The sequence below is a fragment of the Phenylobacterium terrae genome (assembly GCF_042681205.1).
Lineage (GTDB): Bacteria > Pseudomonadota > Alphaproteobacteria > Caulobacterales > Caulobacteraceae > Phenylobacterium > Phenylobacterium terrae.
On record NZ_JBHUEY010000006.1, the window covers coordinates 528432 to 546576 of the forward strand.

The 18145-nt window shown below is 66.8% G+C and carries 27 protein-coding genes and 1 tRNA gene; 16 read left to right on the forward strand and 12 right to left on the reverse strand.

Going from position 1 to position 18145, the window contains the following annotated elements; all coding sequences use genetic code 11:
• Nucleotide 1: 1 nt before the first annotated feature.
• A complete protein-coding gene (locus ACFSC0_RS16980; protein ID WP_377282050.1) occupies nucleotides 2-1033 on the reverse strand; it encodes a COX15/CtaA family protein in 1032 nt (343 codons plus the stop codon).
• Between the two features lie 148 nt (nucleotides 1034-1181).
• On the opposite strand from ACFSC0_RS16980, the gene ACFSC0_RS16985 reads away from it, so the two are divergent.
• From ACFSC0_RS16985 to ACFSC0_RS17050, 14 genes are all read left to right on the forward strand, one after another.
• A complete protein-coding gene (locus ACFSC0_RS16985) occupies nucleotides 1182-1379 on the forward strand; it encodes a DUF2842 domain-containing protein (RefSeq protein ID WP_377282051.1) in 198 nt (65 codons plus the stop codon).
• Between the two features lie 223 nt (nucleotides 1380-1602).
• On the forward strand, nucleotides 1603-2925 hold the full coding sequence (locus ACFSC0_RS16990) for a tyrosine-type recombinase/integrase (RefSeq protein ID WP_377282052.1): 1323 nt from the start codon (nucleotides 1603-1605) through the stop codon (nucleotides 2923-2925).
• A 74-nt stretch (nucleotides 2926-2999) separates the two neighbouring features.
• Complete coding sequence (locus ACFSC0_RS16995) at nucleotides 3000-3371, forward strand: hypothetical protein (RefSeq protein WP_377282053.1); 372 nt, start codon at nucleotides 3000-3002, stop codon at nucleotides 3369-3371.
• Nucleotides 3372-3461: 90 nt separating this feature from the next.
• Nucleotides 3462-3686, forward strand: coding sequence for a helix-turn-helix transcriptional regulator (locus tag ACFSC0_RS17000; RefSeq protein WP_377282054.1), 225 nt, complete (start codon nucleotides 3462-3464; stop codon nucleotides 3684-3686).
• 14 nt (nucleotides 3687-3700) lie between these two features.
• Nucleotides 3701-3955 (forward strand): DUF6074 family protein, encoded by a 255-nt coding sequence (locus tag ACFSC0_RS17005; RefSeq protein WP_377282055.1) that lies wholly within the window; start codon nucleotides 3701-3703, stop codon nucleotides 3953-3955.
• A gap of 44 nt (nucleotides 3956-3999) precedes the next feature.
• Nucleotides 4000-4476, forward strand: a complete 477-nt coding sequence (locus tag ACFSC0_RS17010) for a hypothetical protein (protein ID WP_377282056.1) — start codon at nucleotides 4000-4002, stop codon at nucleotides 4474-4476.
• A 288-nt stretch (nucleotides 4477-4764) separates the two neighbouring features.
• Nucleotides 4765-5091, forward strand: coding sequence for a hypothetical protein (locus ACFSC0_RS17015; RefSeq protein WP_377282057.1), 327 nt, complete (start codon nucleotides 4765-4767; stop codon nucleotides 5089-5091).
• Between the two features lies 1 nt (nucleotide 5092).
• On the forward strand, nucleotides 5093-5407 hold the full coding sequence (locus ACFSC0_RS17020; RefSeq protein ID WP_377282058.1) for a hypothetical protein: 315 nt from the start codon (nucleotides 5093-5095) through the stop codon (nucleotides 5405-5407).
• Between the two features lie 203 nt (nucleotides 5408-5610).
• The gene (locus ACFSC0_RS17025) at nucleotides 5611-6006 is read left to right on the forward strand and encodes a hypothetical protein (RefSeq protein ID WP_377282059.1); all 396 of its coding nucleotides are present in this window, start codon (nucleotides 5611-5613) and stop codon (nucleotides 6004-6006) included.
• Nucleotides 6003-7433 (forward strand): hypothetical protein, encoded by a 1431-nt coding sequence (locus ACFSC0_RS17030; RefSeq protein ID WP_377282060.1) that lies wholly within the window; start codon nucleotides 6003-6005, stop codon nucleotides 7431-7433. The genes ACFSC0_RS17025 and ACFSC0_RS17030 overlap by 4 nt, the downstream gene beginning before the upstream one ends.
• A gap of 8 nt (nucleotides 7434-7441) precedes the next feature.
• Entirely contained in the window at nucleotides 7442-8155 is a 714-nt protein-coding gene (locus ACFSC0_RS17035) for a hypothetical protein (protein ID WP_377282061.1), read from the forward strand.
• A 1-nt stretch (nucleotide 8156) separates the two neighbouring features.
• Nucleotides 8157-8642 carry a hypothetical protein gene (locus ACFSC0_RS17040; RefSeq protein ID WP_377282062.1) on the forward strand — a complete coding sequence of 162 codons (486 nt, stop codon included), beginning with the start codon at nucleotides 8157-8159 and terminating at the stop codon, nucleotides 8640-8642.
• A 200-nt stretch (nucleotides 8643-8842) separates the two neighbouring features.
• Nucleotides 8843-9040 (forward strand): hypothetical protein, encoded by a 198-nt coding sequence (locus tag ACFSC0_RS17045; protein ID WP_377282063.1) that lies wholly within the window; start codon nucleotides 8843-8845, stop codon nucleotides 9038-9040.
• Between the two features lie 260 nt (nucleotides 9041-9300).
• Nucleotides 9301-9978, forward strand: coding sequence for a DUF2971 domain-containing protein (locus tag ACFSC0_RS17050; RefSeq protein ID WP_377282064.1), 678 nt, complete (start codon nucleotides 9301-9303; stop codon nucleotides 9976-9978).
• 221 nt (nucleotides 9979-10199) lie between these two features.
• Here ACFSC0_RS17050 and ACFSC0_RS17055 read toward each other — a convergent pair whose 3' ends face one another.
• The 11 genes from ACFSC0_RS17055 to ACFSC0_RS17105 all read right to left on the reverse strand — a co-directional run bounded on the left by ACFSC0_RS17055 (nucleotide 10200) and on the right by ACFSC0_RS17105 (nucleotide 17018).
• Nucleotides 10200-10526, reverse strand: a complete 327-nt coding sequence (locus tag ACFSC0_RS17055; RefSeq protein ID WP_377282065.1) for a hypothetical protein — start codon at nucleotides 10524-10526, stop codon at nucleotides 10200-10202.
• Nucleotides 10527-10571: 45 nt separating this feature from the next.
• Nucleotides 10572-11021 (reverse strand): hypothetical protein, encoded by a 450-nt coding sequence (locus tag ACFSC0_RS17060; protein ID WP_377282066.1) that lies wholly within the window; start codon nucleotides 11019-11021, stop codon nucleotides 10572-10574.
• Nucleotides 11022-11096: 75 nt separating this feature from the next.
• Nucleotides 11097-11450 (reverse strand): STAS-like domain-containing protein, encoded by a 354-nt coding sequence (locus tag ACFSC0_RS17065; protein WP_377282067.1) that lies wholly within the window; start codon nucleotides 11448-11450, stop codon nucleotides 11097-11099.
• Entirely contained in the window at nucleotides 11447-12481 is a 1035-nt protein-coding gene (locus ACFSC0_RS17070; RefSeq protein WP_377282068.1) for a hypothetical protein, read from the reverse strand. The genes ACFSC0_RS17065 and ACFSC0_RS17070 overlap by 4 nt, the downstream gene beginning before the upstream one ends.
• A gap of 296 nt (nucleotides 12482-12777) precedes the next feature.
• Nucleotides 12778-12854, reverse strand: a tRNA-Pro gene (locus ACFSC0_RS17075).
• 70 nt (nucleotides 12855-12924) lie between these two features.
• Nucleotides 12925-13338: a MerR family transcriptional regulator gene (locus ACFSC0_RS17080; protein WP_377282069.1), complete on the reverse strand. Its 414-nt coding sequence runs from the start codon at nucleotides 13336-13338 to the stop codon at nucleotides 12925-12927.
• Nucleotides 13339-13340: 2 nt separating this feature from the next.
• Complete coding sequence (locus ACFSC0_RS17085; RefSeq protein WP_377282070.1) at nucleotides 13341-13649, reverse strand: integration host factor subunit alpha; 309 nt, start codon at nucleotides 13647-13649, stop codon at nucleotides 13341-13343.
• Nucleotides 13650-13839: 190 nt separating this feature from the next.
• The gene (locus tag ACFSC0_RS17090; protein ID WP_377282071.1) at nucleotides 13840-14820 is read right to left on the reverse strand and encodes a beta-ketoacyl-ACP synthase III; all 981 of its coding nucleotides are present in this window, start codon (nucleotides 14818-14820) and stop codon (nucleotides 13840-13842) included.
• The gene (gene plsX, locus ACFSC0_RS17095; RefSeq protein ID WP_377282072.1) at nucleotides 14821-15876 is read right to left on the reverse strand and encodes a phosphate acyltransferase PlsX; all 1056 of its coding nucleotides are present in this window, start codon (nucleotides 15874-15876) and stop codon (nucleotides 14821-14823) included. It lies immediately after the preceding gene.
• A 99-nt stretch (nucleotides 15877-15975) separates the two neighbouring features.
• The gene (locus tag ACFSC0_RS17100; RefSeq protein WP_377282073.1) at nucleotides 15976-16488 is read right to left on the reverse strand and encodes a YceD family protein; all 513 of its coding nucleotides are present in this window, start codon (nucleotides 16486-16488) and stop codon (nucleotides 15976-15978) included.
• On the reverse strand, nucleotides 16485-17018 hold the full coding sequence (locus ACFSC0_RS17105) for a ubiquinol-cytochrome C chaperone family protein (RefSeq protein WP_377282074.1): 534 nt from the start codon (nucleotides 17016-17018) through the stop codon (nucleotides 16485-16487). The genes ACFSC0_RS17100 and ACFSC0_RS17105 overlap by 4 nt, the downstream gene beginning before the upstream one ends.
• A gap of 110 nt (nucleotides 17019-17128) precedes the next feature.
• Between ACFSC0_RS17105 and ACFSC0_RS17110 the strand changes: the two genes are divergently transcribed.
• Together ACFSC0_RS17110 and ACFSC0_RS17115 are read left to right on the forward strand one after the other, a co-directional pair.
• The gene (locus ACFSC0_RS17110; protein ID WP_377282075.1) at nucleotides 17129-17614 is read left to right on the forward strand and encodes an outer membrane protein assembly factor BamE; all 486 of its coding nucleotides are present in this window, start codon (nucleotides 17129-17131) and stop codon (nucleotides 17612-17614) included.
• 88 nt (nucleotides 17615-17702) lie between these two features.
• A complete protein-coding gene (locus tag ACFSC0_RS17115) occupies nucleotides 17703-18098 on the forward strand; it encodes a hypothetical protein (RefSeq protein WP_377282076.1) in 396 nt (131 codons plus the stop codon).
• The last annotated feature ends 47 nt before the right edge of the window (nucleotides 18099-18145 follow it).

The following is an 18145-nucleotide window of genomic DNA, read 5'->3' on the forward strand; positions in this document are numbered from 1 at the left end:
GCTAGACCCGCCTCACGCGCCAGGCGAACCCGACTGCCAGGCCCAGCACCAGCGCCGCCATGAGCTGGTGCGCCAGGGCCAGACCCAGCGGCGCCACGGCCATCAGGGTGACCACGCCCAGCACCGCCTGCGCCACGACCGCTGCGGCGACCCACAGCGCCAGCTGCTTGGCCTCTGGCGAAAGGTAGTGCGTCCGCACCGCCCGCCAGGCCATCACCAGCGCGACGACGAACAGAACATAGCCGCCGATCCTGTGGTGCAGCTGAACGGCGCCCTGGTTGTGGGCGATGGTCCGCCAGAGGTCGCCGGTGAAGTAGTCGTCCGGGACCAGCCGCCCGTTCATCAGCGGCCAGTCGTTGTAGACAAATCCGGCCTGGTTGCCGGCCACCAGGGCGCCCAGCAGTATCTGCACGGAGATCAGCCCCAGCAGCACCGCCGCCGCCCGCCCCCAGGGGCTGGGCAGGGTCTGGCGGGCCGCGCCGGTCCAGGCGTCGAGCGCGGTCCAGATCAGCGCCGCGAACAATGCGAACGCCAGCCCCAGGTGCACCGCCAGCCGCTCCGGCGCGACCGAGACGCGGTCGGCCAGGCCGCTGGCCACCATCCACCAGCCGATCGCCCCCTGCAGGCCGCCCAACGCGAACAGCACGATGCAGCGCGGGATCAGCCGTTTCGGGATCTGCCGGCGGGCCAGGAAGTAGACGAAGGGGATCAGGAAGACCGCGCCCACCAGCCGGCCGAGGAACCGGTGGATCCACTCCCACCAGTAGATCGACTTGAACTCGGCCAGGCTCATGCCCTGGTTCAGCAGCTTGTACTGCGGGATCTGGCGGTACTTGGCGAACTCGGAGGCCCAGTCGGCCTCGTTCAGCGGCGGGATGGCGCCGGTGACCGGCCGCCACTCGGTGATCGACAGGCCAGAGCCGGTCAGCCGGGTCGCCCCGCCCACGGCCACCATCGCCACCACCAGGGCGGCGACGATGAACAGCCAGACAGCCACGGGCCGGGACCGGTCGGAACGCAGGAACGAGGTCATGGCCGGGCGGTGGAGCCCCTTCTCGGCGGAAATTGGGCGGCTACGACGCGCCGCCTCAGGCGTTGCGCCTCCCTGCCCCGCCCACGCCCCGCTTGGCAAGGGGCAGCGGGGCGCCTATCGCTCGGCGGGCAAGAGAGAGGACCCGGATATGGGCGCGCGCACCCGCAAATTCATCGGCCTGTTCGGCATCCTGGCCTTCCTCGGCGCCTACGTCGTCGCCGCGACCGTGATCGCCGACTTCCTGCCCGACAACCGCCTGGTCGAGCTGGCCTACTTCGTGATCGCCGGGACCTTCTGGTTCATCCCCATCCTGCCGCTGATCACCTGGATGAACCGCGGGCGCTGAGGCGCCGCGTCAGGATCAAGGTTGGGGAGCTCTCCGCGGATGGTCGGAGCGGCGGGATTCGAACCCACGACCCCTTGACCCCCAGTCATAGACCGACCCCTAACACCTGCTCACAAGCACTCCGCTCCCCTTGTGAGGACGAGGGTTCGATGTAACCTCCACGACCAGAGACTAACGCCAGCACCCAAATCGCGCGTTACCTCGTCGATGGTCAGGTAACATCATGCCCAAGGTCAGACTCAACGATAAGAGCGTGCGGCGACCACTGCCGCAAACAGGACAGATCGAACTCTGGGACGATCTATTGCCGGGCTTTGGCTTGCGACTCGCGGCAGGCGGAGCGCGAACCTACTTCGTGATGAAGCGCCTGGACGGGAAGCTCGTGAGGCGCACCGTTGGCAAGGCTCCACCCTTCGAGCTGACGCGGGACTCTCCGCTTAGGCCTAACGAGTTCTGGCCGCACGAGGCCCGCGAACGCGCCCGCCACATGCTTTCGGACCTGTCCCGCGGGATCGATCCGGTGGAGACCAAGGCGGCGGCTCCTGAGCTGTCTGGAGCCGTTCCGGATACCTTCGGGGCGGTCGCTAAGGCTTACCTGAACGACCCCGCGAAGCGAGGTGGCGCGAAGCTCAAATCGCGGGCGGAGCTGGAGCGCAAGGTTACGAAGGACTTGGCCGCTTGGAAGGATCGGCCCATCTCGGAGATCACGAAGACCGAGATCAAGGCGCTGATCTCGGCCAAGCGAGCCTCCTCCCCTGTTTCGGCGAACCGTCTGCTTGCACTCGTGAAGCGCATCTTCGGATGGGCCGCGCGCGAGGACATCATCGCTGCGAACCCGGCGGCAAACATTGAGCCGACCGATGAGACGCCGCGGGATCGGGTGCTGTCGCGTGACGAGCTGGCTCGCGTCTGGGCTGGAGCGGAGGCGATGGGCTATCCGTTCGGCCCCCTGATCAAGCTGCTGATTCTAACGGGGCAGCGGCGATCTGAAGTCGCTGGGCTGCGCTGGTCGGAGATCGATGGGAAGGAGTGGCGGCTTCCAGACGCTCGCACGAAGCGGGGCCTAGGTCACCTCGTCCCCCTAAGCCCTCTCGCATTGTCTGTTCTGAAGGACTGCCCGCGCATTGGGAGCAGCCCGCTCGTTTTCACCACGGGAAAGCGGAAGGTCACGGCTGAGGAGAGGGCTGCTGGCGTCAAGGCCGAAGCGGCGCCGGTGAGTGGGTGGTCTCGCATGAAGGACCGCTTGGACCTGATCATCGCAAGGGCCGCCGCAGCAGAGGCAGATGAGCCGCTGGATATGGCTCGGCACGCCCTGCCTGAGTGGACACTTCATGATCTCCGCCGAACGGTGGCGACGCAGCTCCGGACGCTTGGTGTTGACCGGCTGACCGTCTCCAAAATCCTCAACCATGCTGAGGGCGGGATGACGCGCATCTATGACCGCTACAGCTCCGACCCGGAGAAGCGAGCGGCGCTGGATCGGTGGAGCGACACGCTTGAACAGCTCTGCGGCCTCAACGTGATCCCGATGGCGGGGCGGGCGTGACTGACAGGCTCGCTGACCTCGCCGCTCACTCAATCGCGAAGCAGGTTCGATCCACGAGGGATACCGCCCTGCTGGTGAACTACCTGCGCTCCGGCGGTCGAGTGACAGAAGACATCAGAGCCCTGCTCGTTGATCTGCTGGACGGCTCTCTGCGTCCGAGCAGGAGCAAGCGCCGCGGGATGGTGGTCAAAACGCCTGAAGAGTGGGGTCGCCTGATCAAGGCGCATCGCGAGGACCTGCTAGGGAAAGCTGAAGGCTTCGAAGGCGAACCCGAAGAGTGGTGGCAAGCAGCCGTGGCCGCGGCGAATGAGGCAGGTTACCAAGGCACGCCGCGAACTAAGGGTGAAGCAACCAAGGCCGCGAAAGCCATTCTGTGCCGCCTGTACGGCATCTCCGACAACACCCTCCGCGGGCAGCTCTACCCAGCGCCGCGGAAAAAGTTGTGAAATCGAGCCCGGCATTTACGCAAAAACCAGCCAGACGCGGCTCCTAGTCCAACGCACCCTTGCAGCTAACGAGCTGCAACGGAGGCTTACATGGACGCTCCTCAAATTCGTCTTCTGCGCTTCGCCGATCTGAAGGCTGCCCAGGTGGTGACGAGCTGGCCGCAACTGAAGCGACTAGTCGAGAAGCACGGTTTCCCCGCGGGCTACATGCTGAGCCCCGCCGTCAGGGTCTGGGACGCGAACGCCGTCGAGGATTGGCTGGAGAGCCGCCGCCGCGCGGCTGCCCAGGCGCACTCGGAAGCAGTGGGTGCTTAGGGCGGAGCGAGCCGATGGCTGAAGCCGAGATGCTGTGCTTCCCCCTCGCCCAGCGGCGCGGGTTCGTGCGGCGGCAGGCGAGTTGGTTCTGCGAGCAGAGCGCGAAGGCCGCCGAACACAATCTCTTCCGCCAACTCCAGCTCCAGCGCGACACGCTGCTACGGAAGGGTGTTGATGCGGCCAAGGTTGAGCGGGAGGTCGCGGCGCTGGAGCGCGCGATCCGTCGCGAGGTCGTTCGCCTGACCTGCCGTCCGGAGATCGGCGCGTGAGTCGGCGAGTACGGAAGAACCTGGGGGAAAATGGATCGTGGGTGATGATCCGCAAGGAGATGCGGGAGTCGCCTGCTTGGCGCGCAGCGCCGGATAACCTCCGTCGCCTCCTCGACCGGCTGGAGGTCGAGCACATGCGCCATGCGGGAACTCAGAACGGCAAGCTCGCGGTGACCTACGACGACTTCGCGGAATGGGGTGTCCGTCGAGCATCCGTGGCCCTGACGATCCGGCAAGGACTCGCCCTCGGATTCCTTGAGGTCACGCGCAAGGGTTACAAGTCTGCGGCCGAGTTCCGGGTGCCGTCGCTCTACCGCCTGACCTACGTTTGGGGGCGAAAGCCCGGAAGTCGTGAGGCGGAGGAACCGACCGACGAATGGCGGCGACTTGATGAGGACGGTGCGGCGAACGCTCTCCGCGAAGCCGCTACTAGCCGAGATATAGATAGGAGGCGCGCTGGCGCGTCCGGAGAACCGGCGACTTCAGGCGCGCTACCGCGCCTAGGGTACTCGCGTACATGAGGCGCGGAAACGCGCCTGTAGGTAGGAGCGCTAGCGCGTCCGGTGATGCGCTGTTCGGCGAAGTGGGTCTGACACCTCGGGTTGTCTTTCCTCCCGAGTGGCTGCTTTTATCCGGGTTGGGTAATTCACCAGGGGGCGCGAATGATGCGGGCGGCATGTCTCTTGGCGGCTGTATTGCTGACAAGCTGTAGCGGAGACGTTCGATCAACCGCGGTCACGCCGGAACTCTTGGAAGACCCAGCGCAGCTCCAGAAGGTGTCAAACCGCCTCGCCCCACAAGAACGCGAGTTGTTCGGCATGTACGTGGCTAACCGGGCGTTCGCCGGTCAGGGCCTTGGCACCTCGCTTCTCACCCCGGAAGGCAAGGACCCGAAGACGGTTGCCGAGGCCATCGAGGTCGCAGGGGCGCACAAGGCGAAGCTGCAACGGATCGAAGCCATCGAAGCCGAGAAGCAGGCGAAGGATCAGGTGTTTTTGAAGCGCCTTGAGGAGCTCAAAGGCCCAATGGAGGCGGCGCACTACGCACCTGCTCCTACCCAAGCCTACAACGCAGTCATCGAGGAGCGTGACGCCATGCTCGCTGACTACGACAAGCGGATCGCGGCCCTTCGATAGAATGGCCTCCCTTCACGTGATCTGCCGCGACCGGCTTCACCTCCACGTGACACAATTCCCCGAGTTCGAGTCCGGCTACTGGGACCTGTCAGAAGGTGACGCTCAGCGCCTGGTCGGCGGGATGCTCTACCTTCACCAGAAGAAGGGCGAGCCCTCCTACTTCGGCGGAACAGTGCAGAGCTACCGCGTCAGCGGGCCGGAGGACGTGATCGCTGACCGCATTGTCTTCACGATCACCGCGACCGCTGAAGGTAAGGGCGCTTCCTGGCGAGGCGCTTCGCACGGCATGGCCTGGAGCAGCGGGATCATCGAGTAGCGGCCCCGGAAAACGCGCTTCCGCGAAAAACTTCTGAAGCGCTTTTTCACCCGCGCCGCACCTGATCCGCGCTCAACTGCTCGCGAGCCGTAGCGCGTGTGAGCGCCTGTTAGAAAGGCATTTTGATTCAGTGACTTGATGGCTCATCCGCCTTCCCTATCATCCCCTCCTCACTCGCGCAGGTAACGCACTAGGAAACGGCGATGGCTCGGAATGGCGGCGGCAACACTGCTCCAGCGCTGACGAACCGCAGCAAGGTGTCCAATGGATCGCGCCTCTTCGCCTCCGCCGATGGGCGCACCCGCGAGGCGCGCTTGCTGAGGGATCGAGAGCGCGAGTTGGCTGCGCCGCTTGGCGGCATCGGCAACCTATCTCCCGCTGCCCAGGTGCGCGTAGAGACCGCCGCCGTTCTGTGGTGCACGTTGGAGCAGGCACGCTCCGCCGTCGCGCGTGGAGAGCGCGACTTCGAGGCTGACGTGGTGCGCCTCTCCAATGCCCTAGGGCGCGAGCTGAAGGCGCTGGAGCGGCTTGCAGCGAAGCAGCAGGCGCAAACCAAGGCGGCCCCCTCCCTCGCCTCCTATGTCGGCGGCTCGCGATGAGCGCGCCGATCTGCACCTTCGAGCGCGCCTGGACTGATCCCGGCTTGCTGGGCGCGGGGCTGGGCGGCGACGCAGACACCTGGGCGGCCTGGAGAGCTATTCTGAAGGCCGCGTTCGCCGAGCCGCTGACGAGAGCCGAGCGGCGCACGTTCGCAGTCCTTGCAGGGGGCAGGAAGCCGCCTAAGAGCCGTGTTCAGGAGCTATGGGCGGTCGTTGGCCGCAGAGGCGGGAAGTCCCGCGCAGCGGCGGCTCTCGCGGTCTTTCTCGCCCTCTTCACCGACCACAGCGCCCGCCTCTCGCCTGGGGAGGTCGGGCGCGTGGTGATCCTCGCCGCGAGCCGCGCCCAGGCGAAGACCATCCTCGGCTACGTCGAGGGCTTCCTGACGGCCTCTCCGCTGCTCGCTCAGCACGTTGAAGGCATCACAGCCGAAGAGATCAGGCTGGCGGGGAACATCGTGATCGAGGTTCACGCTGCCGCCTTCCGCACCGTGCGCGGGCGGACTCTGATCGCGGCCATCTTCGATGAGGTCGCCTTCTGGCGGGACGCTGACACCGGCGCGAACCCCGATCTCGAAGTCTATCGAGCCGTCCTGCCAGCGCTCGCCACCACTGGCGGGCTTCTGGTGGGGATCAGCTCCGCATATCGCCGCGCGGGCCTGCTTTACGCCAAGCACCGCGACCACTTCGGAGTCGATGATCCGTCCGTGCTGGTGATCCAAGGAGAGAGCCGCCAGCTCAATCCGACCATCGATGCGCGGATCATCGAGCGCGCCATGGCCGCGGACGCTGAGAGCGCCCGATCCGAGTGGATGAGCCAGTGGCGCTCCGACCTGTCGGCGCTGCTCGATGACGCGGTGATCGACCGGGCCGTGAACCACGAGCGCCCGCTGGAGCTGCCGCCCTCCCGCCGCTGGCGCTACTCCGCGTTTGTGGACGCCTCCGCAGGGCGCGCGGACGCCTTCACGTGCGCCATCGGTCACGCTGAGGGCGAGCGACTGATCATCGATTGCGTCAGGGGCGTGCTGCCGCCCTTCGATCCCGCGTCAGCGGCGCTGGAGCTCGCCCAGCTTGCTCTGTCCTACGGCTGCTCTGAGGTCACGGGCGATGCATATGCCGCAGGCTGGGTGGAGCAGGCCTTTCGCGCCTCAGGCCTCCACTACGAGCAGGCAGATAGGCCCAAGAGCGCCCTCTACCTGGGCGCTGTGCCCGTCTTCATGCGCGGGCTCGTGGAGCTGCCGAACCACCCTGCGCTGCTGAGGGAGCTGCGGCTGCTGGAGCGCCGCGTAGCGCCCTCAGGCCGCGACCGAGTCGACCACCCGCAGGGCGGCCACGATGACCACGCCAACTCCGTCGCTGGCGTCCTGACCCTGCTGAGCGAGCCCATCGAGTTCGCCCAGATCACCCGCGTCTCATTTGCCGCTACCTGAGCCTCTTCATGCCCCAACTCGCAGTACCCCTCACCATCGATCCGGATCAGGTCGCGCCGCTCTACGCCCGCGATTCCGAAACAGGCCAGACCATCCCCGATCCCGCTATTGAAGCCGCCGCCTCAGCGCTGACTGTCGCGCGATCTCAGGCCATGGCCATCGCTGACCTGGCCAGCCGCCTCGATGCCGATCCCAGCCGCACCAGCGCCGCCCGCGCCTTGGAGCTTCGGCGGGCCGCCCTCCGGGCGGGAGAGCGCGCCGCGGAAGCGCTGGATCGTGCGCGATCGGTCGCCCAGACCGAGCGGGCGGAACTGGACGCGGCCACCTCAGCGCCGCCGATCCCGCCCGGCGCAGGCGCGCTTGAGTCAGAGGTCCGCGCCGCCCTTCGGGCCATGCCTGCGGGTGAGCGCGCCAAGGCGCTCGCGGCGGCGATCTCCGCGGGAGAGAGCCTGATCGCTGGAGCCGTTCTCCGGGCGCCGGGCCTTCTCTCCGGCCTCAGCGCCGATGAGCTGGAGCTGCACAGGGCCAACTATCGCCGCCTGCATCATCCCGGCGCGGCTGACCGCCTGGACCGAGTGGGTCGCGCGCTCGCCGCCCTGGATCGCGCCGGAGAGGCCCTGGTGTCCTTCACCGCCAAGGCCACAGAGCGCGGTGAGGAGGCGGCGGAACGCTCCGCGGCAGCCGACGCCGCGTTGAACGCCCTGACCGCGGAAGGAGCCTGAGATGGACCGCATCCCCCGCCACGTCGAGAGCCTGGATCAGGCCCCGGCGGAATACCGTCTCGGCTACGTCGAGAACCCCGCAGGCGGCTTCGATCTGCACCCTGACGTGATCGCTGCCGAAGAGCGGGCGAGCGCCCGCCTGGAGGCGGAGAGAGCGCGCACGGATCGCCGGTTGCGGCAGCTCCGGCGCGTGCTCATCGACTCAGCCCTGACGGATGGACTCAGGGCGGGCGGCATCGCGCCGAACCTGATCCGGGCCGCCGCCGCACTGCTCGCGGAGCGCTACCCGATCACCGTGGAAGACCCGCTCGCAGAAGAACCTCAGGCGACTGCCGCGACGCCTTACGGCCACATGCCAGCGCGCGCTCTGGCCCTTCAGTGGGCAGCCAGCGAGGAGGCGCGAGCCTTCCGTGTTCGCAGCTCCTCCGAGCCTCTAGGGCCGATCTCAGCGGCCCTGGCGGCCCTCAAGAACGGGACGCGGCACTAGCCGCAGCCCAGGCGCCGCCTTTCCCCTCAAATATGCGGGGCGGCGCAGCGCCCCGACCGGACATTGACGGTCGGGGCGCCCCTGCGACGCCCGTTCGCCTGAGATCATCTGTCGCGGCCCCTACGTCCGGATTGGTCGCACGCGCCCTGCGCAATTGCGCGTTGCTGAGTATCCCGCGTGGCCATTTGGAGGTTGTAGCTATGCCCGACGATCAGTTCACCGCCCACGGCGGCATCGCGGCGGCGATGTCGTTCGCTGCTGAGCTAGCGCTGACTTTGGTGGAAAAGGGACTGCTCACTGACGCCGAGCTTCGGCAGGTGATTCAGAAAGCAAACAGCGGAGGTGATCCCCAGAAGACTGCGGCGCTCCGCGTACTCTTCCCGAACGCCGGGCTATAAGCCTCGGCGCAAAAGGCGATCCGCGTTTCGCCCACTGGTGAGGCGCGGAGCGCTTGATCATCCGCTCCAGTTCTCCCCAACCGTGGCGAACCATGGCACAGCCGCATTATGCGGCTACACAGATGTGACGGCGCTATCCTTGACGCTCTGACGGGGCGTGCCGAGCCTCATGAGCAGCGCCGGGGGCGCTGAAGACGATGGCACGACAGAAGCATCCACACTGCATTGAGCCTCCGCCGAACACCAAACTCTGGCGGTACATGGATTTGGCCAAGTTCCTCGCCCTATTGCAGACGAACGAGCTGTGGTTCGCTCGAGCGGATACGCTCGGCGACCCCTTCGAGGGCTCCCTTACTCGCCCCGACGCGGTGACGCTCGCCGCAGCAGTCGGCGACAACGGGCCAGCAAATCACATGCGCCGTCGCGCCGTCAGCAACACCTACGTTAGCTGCTGGCACATGAACGAGGGGGAGTCGGCTGCAATGTGGTCGCTCTACTCCGCCTCTCATGAGTCCGTTTGCGTCCGGACTACCTTTCAAGCGCTCGCTTCAGAACTTCCTGATTGGGTTCATTTGAGTGAAGTTCGGTACGTCGATTACGGCACCACGTCGCTTGAAACCGGCGGCTTGGTCTTCCAGCTCTTCCTGCACAAGCGAGCATCCTTCGCGCACGAGCGGGAGCTGCGGGCGTTTTTCGTCGATTTCTTTGGGACTAGTGAGGTCGATCCATCCTCAGATCCACACGGCCTCAGGTTAGCTGCGGTCAAGCGTCCCGGCGGGGCCGCCTTTAAGGTTGACCTCAATCGCCTGATTGATGGCGTCTCGATCAACCCACAGGCTCCGACGTGGTTCGCTGACACAGTGAGACGCGTGGCTGAGGTGTACGGCCTAGCCTCTCCAGTAGTTCAGTCAGAGCTTCTTGGCGAAGCGTTGTACTAGGTGCCTCCTGTCGCCTTGGATCAGCGGAAGGCGATATCCTTCGCATCTGACGCCCGGGCGTTGGAGCCGTTGCCGATTACCGCCGCCTCCGCTCCGAGCTGAATCACACTCGCCAGTGGCGAGCCTGCGGCGTCATCACCCGCACGCCTAGCTGAGTACTGGCGGCAGCCGCCCGAAGGCACTCCTGATCGCCGCTTACCGTAACGGCGACGCTGGGCAGCTCAGTCGTGAAACTTCCGTTGCTGCACTAGCTCGTTAACCCAAGCGAGAAGAACAGAGAGACCATTGTTCTCCACGCCCCACTTGCGCCGCTCGTCGCCCGCATACCCACCGTGCAGCGACTGAAGTTCGGAAATGATTTCCGAAGCGTCGTCAGCCCAAGGCGCGCCACTACCATACGGACTGAGATCGATTTCTGGGAACGCCGTCTTCAGCCACGGCAGGAGGTCGCCTTGGACGATGTGCGCGTGTGCCTCTCCCACGGTCGCCTTCGCCCCAGCGTCGATGAGAGCATTGAGCTGGAGGATTAGAAACGTGAGAGACACCAATCGCACAGCGGTTCTCCTGTAAGTGAGCGCACAAAGCCGGGGCGCTTATTTCGGAAGTTTCCGTCCCTTGAGGCGACCTGATCGGCTTCCTATCCCCACGCCCCACTTTTTATACACCTCATCGCACACAGCCTGGTTGAACTCCGCGGCTGCGGCCTCAATCCCAGCACACCTGAGCTCGCGCTGCTCACCATCCAGAATGTCTGCGTTGGTTTCGTCGGCGACCATCTCCCGATATCGCAGCCGAGCCGCGACGGTGGCAGCAGACACTTCCGGGGTCATTGCAGTCAGATGGAAAAGGGATGCGAACTCCTGGCCCGCCTCGGTGGAAAGTCGAATAGCCGTCCGAACAGCTTCCTGGACGTGCGCCTCGTTCGGCGACCCTCGGACCGCGACCTGCGCCTCGACGCTCGATTGATTGATCTTGTTGAGGATGGATTGCGTCTGGGCTTGTAGGGCTGCCAGCTCGGCGTCAGCGAGCTTGTGGCCGCGCATGAATAGGTTCGCTACGGGCGAGAAAATGCGCCCAAGCAGGCCTAAGCCCGCGCCCAGCCCTGGGTCAGCCACGACTTAATGCGATGCGTGATTCAGCGCCGCGCGACTTACGAATGTCCTGACCTCAGAAAGGACACCGGGATCACGCGTCGCAATCAACTCGATGCGATCCCAGAAGCCTGTCTCAGACAGCGTGCCGTCTCTAACAAGCCCAGCGAAAGCCTCGTCTAGAAAGCCTGTCGAAAGCCCAGTCGCACCATCCAAGTCGATGGTGATACGCCGATAACGATTGAGGGCAGGCTTGAGGTGATCTTCACGGAACGCTTCTCCAGAGAAGCGTCCTTGCCGCTTGTAGCGGCCAAGAGGCGTGGGCGAAAAGTCCGCTGCAAGGTCGATACGAAAGGAGGCGATATCCTCAATGGGCCTCATTCCGTTGTTCCCTGCTGCAAGTGCCATAGGATGTATGTCCCCGGGAAGCACAACGGTAGCCTTTCAGTCTGAACCTTCGGTGAAGCCTTTGACATAGTCGCGGCTGCCTCGCCACTCCAGACAGTCAGAGATGCCTTCTCAAAGCCGCCCATGAGTTGGGCCATCTTCCCAAGGCCGCGTCCACCCTTCCCATCGGGTCGACGCGTCACGCCTTCCTCGAAAGCCGCAGCCAAGAGCTTCTCCTCTTGTGTGCCACCGCCATCCTTTAGGAAATTCGCGAGGGCCGCCACATTCAATGGTCCGCGCCGCTTGGCGGTTTCCGGAATGGTCGCGGGAATGGTCATCCCTAGATCGCACGCCAGCACGTAAGCGGACTTGGTGTCCGCGAGCGTCACGCCGCAAATCCACCAGCGATTAGCCTCGGCGGGAAAGTAGAGACGGTCGGTGTCGAAGTAGGCGTGCTCTGAGATGTTCTCTAGCGCCTCATTCAGAGCCTTCTGAACTGGCTCCATCGCTTCCTCGGGGAGGCCCATGGCCTCGCCCATGGCATCCGTAAGCTCCTTGGTTATCGCACCGTCCAGCGCCGTCCCGGAAACGATCCGGTAGATCACCTCTGTGTCATCGCCCTCCTCAAGGCTCCGAGGGTCTAGAAGGCCCAGGACCTCAAAGAAGCCCATCGCGTGCAACGTCCAGCGGGCGTGTTCATCCTCGGGACTGAGTCCGGTGATCGCCTCTGCGCCCTTGAGGTAGCGCAGCCGAGCAAACTCCGCCGCGAGAAACGGAGCCATCTCAGGAGAAATTCTCTGACACTGACGAAGGTCGAGGCATACGCGTCGGTCCTGATCGAGCACGCACGCCCTCACCTTAGCAAGGAAGCCCATCGTCGCCTTGTAGTCAGGCGTGTCGAGCGATAGCCGTCGAGGTGCGGCGATCCTTATGCGCTCAATTCGACGGGCAACTGGCCGACGCGGCGGCGCGTCTGCATAGGAAAGGCCGAGCCGCCGCCGCTCACGAGCCCTCGCGCGCTCCATTCGCTTCCGGGCTGCTCGCCGGGCCGCCACGCGCCGCGAACGCAGACGCTCTTTTTCAGTAAGACGCCTCACAGTGGCCCCCGCCAGCGAAAGCAGCTCGCGAGTCGCCGCCTCGGTAAGCGTCTTTCTCGTCGTTTGCGCTCTGAAAAACAATCAGGCGTTGCCACGCAACGCGACGGCGCGGGTCGTGTGCAAGTCAGCAGATCAAGTTCATGTTACCTGGGTCGTAACCTAGCCTTGGTGCGCTGGAGATATTTGACTCCCAGCCTGCGGGCTTAAGTCCTTGTTTTCGCGGATGGTCGGAGCGGCGGGATTCGAACCCACGACCCCTTGACCCCCAGTCAAGTGCGCTACCAGGCTGCGCTACGCTCCGACATCCGCGAGGGGCGGGTTATAGGCGCCCTCCCGCGGGCGGGCAATCGGTATGTGGCGGGATGCCGCTGTCAGCGGCGCAGCAGCGCATCCAGGCGCGCCTTGGCCGCTTCCAGCTCCGACATCGCCCCCTGCAGCCGCTCGCGGGCGGCCTCATCCAGGTCGGCGGGGATGGCGAGCGATTCGGCCGGCGCCGGCGCGGACGGCCCGCTCAGCCCCTGCCCGGCCGCGATCAGCCGGCGCAGGCCCTCCTCGCGGTGCAGCCGCTGGACGCCCTTGATGGTGTAGCCTTCGTCGTGCAGCAGCCGGCGCACGCCGCGCAGCACCTGGATGTCCTGCGGCCGGTAGAAGCGGCGCCCGCCGGCCCGCTTCATGGGCCGGATGAAGGAGAACTTGGTTTCCCAGAACCGCAGCACGTGCTGCGGCACATTCAGCTCTTCGGCTGCTTCGGAGATGGTGCGAAAGGCTTCGGGGCCCTTGGCCACCGTCAGCCGCCTCCGGACAAGGCCGTATCTACGCGGGCCTTCATCACCTGCGACGCACGGAAGCCGATGACCCGACGCGGCTCGATGGCCGCCGGTTCGCCGGTCTTGGGATTGCGTCCCATCCGGGCCCGCTTGGCGCGGACCTGGAAGACGCCGAACCCGGACAGCTTGACCTGTTCGCCCCGCTCCAGGGCCTGGGCCATCAGCTCGAGGGTTCGCTCGACCAGGGCGGCGCAATCCTGCCGCGTCAGGCCGACTTCTTCGTGGACCGCCTCACACAGATCGGCCCGGGTAACGGTAGCGCCTTTCATCGACCCCCCGTCGCTGAGCCTGCCCCGACCGGGCGGAACCGCCCGATGCGAGCAATGAGGCTCGTTCTAAACGTCACTGCACGTCACGGCGCCGAGCCGGCTTCGCCGGCGACGCCCTTGTGTCGGTTATCCGTCATGACCTGATAGTCGCATCAAGTCAAAGGCTTCAAGCGGCTAAATTTATCTCTGCTCAAAGCCGGAGCACGCAGGCGCCCCAGGTCAGGCCGCCGCCCATGGCCTCGAGCAGCAGGAGCTGGCCGGGCCGGATGCGGCCATCCTCGATCGCCTTGGCCATCGCCAGCGGGATCGACGCGGCCGAGGTGTTGGCGTGCTCGGCGACGGTGCTGATGACCTTGCTCTCCTCGATCCCCAGCCGCCGGGCCACGCCCTCCAGGATCCGCTGGTTGGCCTGGTGGGGGATGAACCAGTCGACGGAGGAGACCTCGACGCCGGCGTCGGCCGCGGCGGCGATCACCGCCTCGGAGATGTTCACCACGGCGTGGCGGAACACCTGGTTGCCCTGCATCCGCAGCTTGCCGACCTGGCCGTTGGTGGAGACGCCGCCGTCCACGTAGAGCAGGTCCTGCTTGGTCCCGTCGGCCCGCAGCGCAAAGCCCAGCAGGCCGCGATCGGCGATCGTGCCCTCCTCCATGCGCGGCTCCAGCACCACGGCGCCGGCCCCGTCGCCGAACAGCACGCAGGTGCCGCGGTCGGTCCAGTCGAGCAGCCGGGTCATGGTCTCGGCGCCGATCACCAGGCAGCACTGCGAACGGCCGCGGGCGACGAAGCCGTCGGCCACCGACATGGCGTAGACGAAGCCCGAGCAGACGGCCTGGACGTCGAAGGCGATCCCCACCGGCGCGCCGAGCTTGCGCTGCACGATGGTGGCGGTGGCCGGGAAGGTCAGGTCAGGGGTGGTGGTCGCCACCACGATCAGGTCGACGTCGGCGGCGGTCTTGCCGGCTGCGGCCAGCGCGCGCCGGGCGGCCTCCACCGCCAGGTCCGAGACGGCCTGGTCCGGGCCGGCGCGCCGGCGGCTGCGGATCCCGGTCCGCTCGATGATCCACTCGTCCGAGGTCTCGACCACCTTCGCAAGGTCGGTGTTCGCCACCACCTCGTCCGGAAGATAGCCGCCGACACCCGTGACGACGCTACGCAAGACCCTGGTCACTCATGCGGCTCCATCGGCGGCGGGCGGCGGCGGGGCCTGAACCGCGTCGCTCAACCTGCTCATATTCCGTTCGATCTGCGCCGCGAAGTCGCTTCTCGCCAGATCCGCGGCCATGTGCACGGCGTCGGCGATCTCCTGCTCGCTCGCCCCGCCGTGAGTCTTCACCACCACGCCATTGAGGCCGAGAAGCGGCGCGGCGACGCGCGGCGTCAAGCGGTCGCGGAACGCTTTCAGAGCCGGCCGGGCCAGGAGGGCCCCGGCCTTGGCCATGGCGGTAGAGGTCAGCGCCCCGCGCAATTCGCTGGTCATGAAGCGGAACACGCCTTCGGCGGTCTTCAGCGCCACGTTGCCGGTGAAGCCGTCGGTCACCACCACGTCGACGGCGCCCTTGGTCAGGTCGTCGCCTTCCACGAAGCCGCGGTAGTCGAGGTCGAACACGCCTTCCCGCAGGATGCGGTTGGCCTGGCGGACCTCCTCGTGGCCCTTCATCTCTTCGGAGCCGACGTTGAGCAGCCCCACGGTCGGGCGCGCCACGCCGTGCGCCGCCCGGTGGAAGGCCTCGCCCAGGATCGCGAACTCCACCAGCCGCTCGGCGTCGCAGTCGACGTTGGCGCCCACGTCGAGCACCGAGGTGACGCCGCGCGCCCCCGGCCAGCTGGCCACCAGGGCGGGACGATCGAGCCCGGCGCCCATCCGCAATATCAGCTTGGAGACGGCCATCAGCGCGCCGGTGTTGCCGGCCGAGACCGCCGCCCCCGCCTCGCCCGCCCGGATCGCCTCGACGGCGTTCCACATGGACGAGCCCTTGCCGCGGCGAAGGGCCTGGGCCGGCTTTTCGTCCATGGCGATGACGCCGGTCGCGGGCCGGACCTCGGCGCGGCCCTTCAGGCCGGGGCACGCGGCCACCGCCTGGTTCAGGGCCGCCTCGTCACCGTGCAACAGGAAGCGGACGCCCTCGCCCAGCTCGCCGGCCGCGCGCGCGACTCCGGCCGCGACCACGGCGGGCCCGTGGTCGCCGCCCATGGCGTCGACGGAAATGACCAGCGGCTCTGTCACGGCGGTTTTGGCTTGAAGACCCCCTGCGGCGACCTCGCCGGCCGGCGGCCGACGATACAGCCGCGCGCTTCGGCTGCAAATCAGGCCGGGGGCGTCAGATCAGCCCTTCCGGTCCTTCAGCCCTTTGAGCACGGCGAAGGGCGAGTCGTCACCCTCGGGCTTCTGGTACTCGAACGCGACCCCCGGCTTGCGCGGGAACGGGTCGATCTCAAGGGCCAGGTGCTCCACGAGATATTCGCCGAGATCGACCTCTTCGCCCGCCAGCTCGTCGGGCTGGTCGGGGGCGTCCGGGTCGAGCTCCATCTCCGGGCCCTCCGCCGATGGGGCGTGCGGGCTGCCGGCCGGGACGACCCGGACCTCGATGTCGCCCGCCACCGGCTGCTCGAAGGCGTCGAGGGTGACGCCGCACTCCTGCTCCACGACGGCCTCGAACCGGCCGCCGACCTCGGCGCCGTCCAGCCAGGGGCGGACGGTCACGCGGGCGCGCAGCGAAGGCAGGCTGAGAAGCCCCAGCCGCTTGGCGATCGCCTTCCGCTCGGCCTCGTCGGCGACGATCTCCCGCGTCACCGGGCCGCGGGCCAGCTCCGAGAGACGGATGGTGTGGGCGCTCACGGGCGGGCCTCCCAGGCGGCCTCGCCGGCCAGCAGGGCTGCGAGCGGCTGGGCCGCCAGCGCCTGGCGCTTGGCGAGCAGCTCGCGGGCCAGCGCCTCGGGACGCCCGGCGGACGCGCCTTCGAAGGCGGTGCGGGTCAGGAAGGCGACCAGCGGCGCCTCGTCCGGCAGGGCCGCGATGGCCGCATCGTACGACTTGCCGCGGCCGTAGAAGGCCTCCCCCAGCTTGCGCATTTTCTTGCCGACCGAGGTGTCGCCGACCCCCAGCTCGCGAAGGCCGTGGTCGAGCGCGCTGATGTAGGTGTCGAACAGGGCCTGGGAGGTCTCGGCCGCCGCCGGCCCCTGCCCCCGCAGACGCTCGATGAGCAACAGCACGTGCAGGGTGTAGAGTTCGAATCGGCCCTCGGGCGTGTCCGGGGCGCCCAGGTCCGCGTAGAGACGGGGCTGGCGGGCCTCGGCCACCGCCGCTGCATAGAGCGCCCGCCCCGCTTCCTGGGCGGCCCTGGGGCGGAACAGACGGTCCAGGATCATGGGGAAAGCCTCGATTTCGCCGCCGGATGCGCTTAACGGCGGCATTGAACTAAGTAACCACGACGGCTAGGTCAAAGCCGCCGATCCAAATGATAGGTTCCAGAGGCCAGATGTTTCGCAAAGCCGCCCTCGTCGCCGTGAGCGCCGCCCTGCTGTCCGCGGGCGCTTGCGCGCCGATCACCAGCTATCGCGGCTTCCAGGCCATCGAGACCAGCCCCACCGAGATCCAGGCGGGGACGGACACCAAGACGACGGTGCGAACCAAGCTGGGCTCGCCCTCGGCCACCTCCACCTTCGACACCAACACCTGGTACTACATCGCCGAGGTGAAGGAGCGCATCGCCTTCCGCAAGCCGCGGGTGACCCAGCGCGAGATCACCGCCATCACCTTCGACGGCCAGACCGAGGCGGTGGAGCGGGTCGACGTGATCACCCTCGAGCATGGCAAGGTCATCGCCTTCAACGGCCGCGAGACCCCGACCCGCGGCCGCGAGCTGACCATCCTCGAACAGCTCCTCGGCACCGTCGGCCGCGGCTCCATGCTGCCGCGCGACGACGAGAGCGCCCCCGGCAACCGCCCGGGCGACCGGCGGTAGGGGACGCGCGCGGGTTCCGACACCGGCCCCTCTGAAGGGTGAGCCGGCGTGGATTGCAGAAGCTGACTCGCGCGTTCAGTCTTTCGGGATGGTCGCCCGAAATACGCAGTTTGAGATCGAGATTTCTGACGACGGCAGCATCCGGCTAGCAGGTGAGGCTGCCGTTCCGGTGCTGTTGCGCCTCGTCCTCGCGGCCAAGTTCCAGACGGAGCTGAACGCCGAGCATCTCCTAAGCCCTCACGTCGACAGGATGTTGGACGAGCTGATGAGCGTGTCTCCGATCCCGCCCATCGAATGGGACAATCCGGCCATTCGCCGGCCGCCTCGACTCCGCAAGGCCGTGGAGGTCGTTCGCCGCTATCGCGATCTGCATGAACGCGAGCAGGACTTGAATGCTCTCCTGCAGCTCGCGTTCAAGCCCTACGGCGTCCCCCCTGAGTGGCTCGACCTCCCGCCCTCTGGCCGCGGGCCAACCGCCGCTTAGGGGCGCAGCCGCTATCGCCGGGAAAAAAAGAAAACGCCCCGGAGATC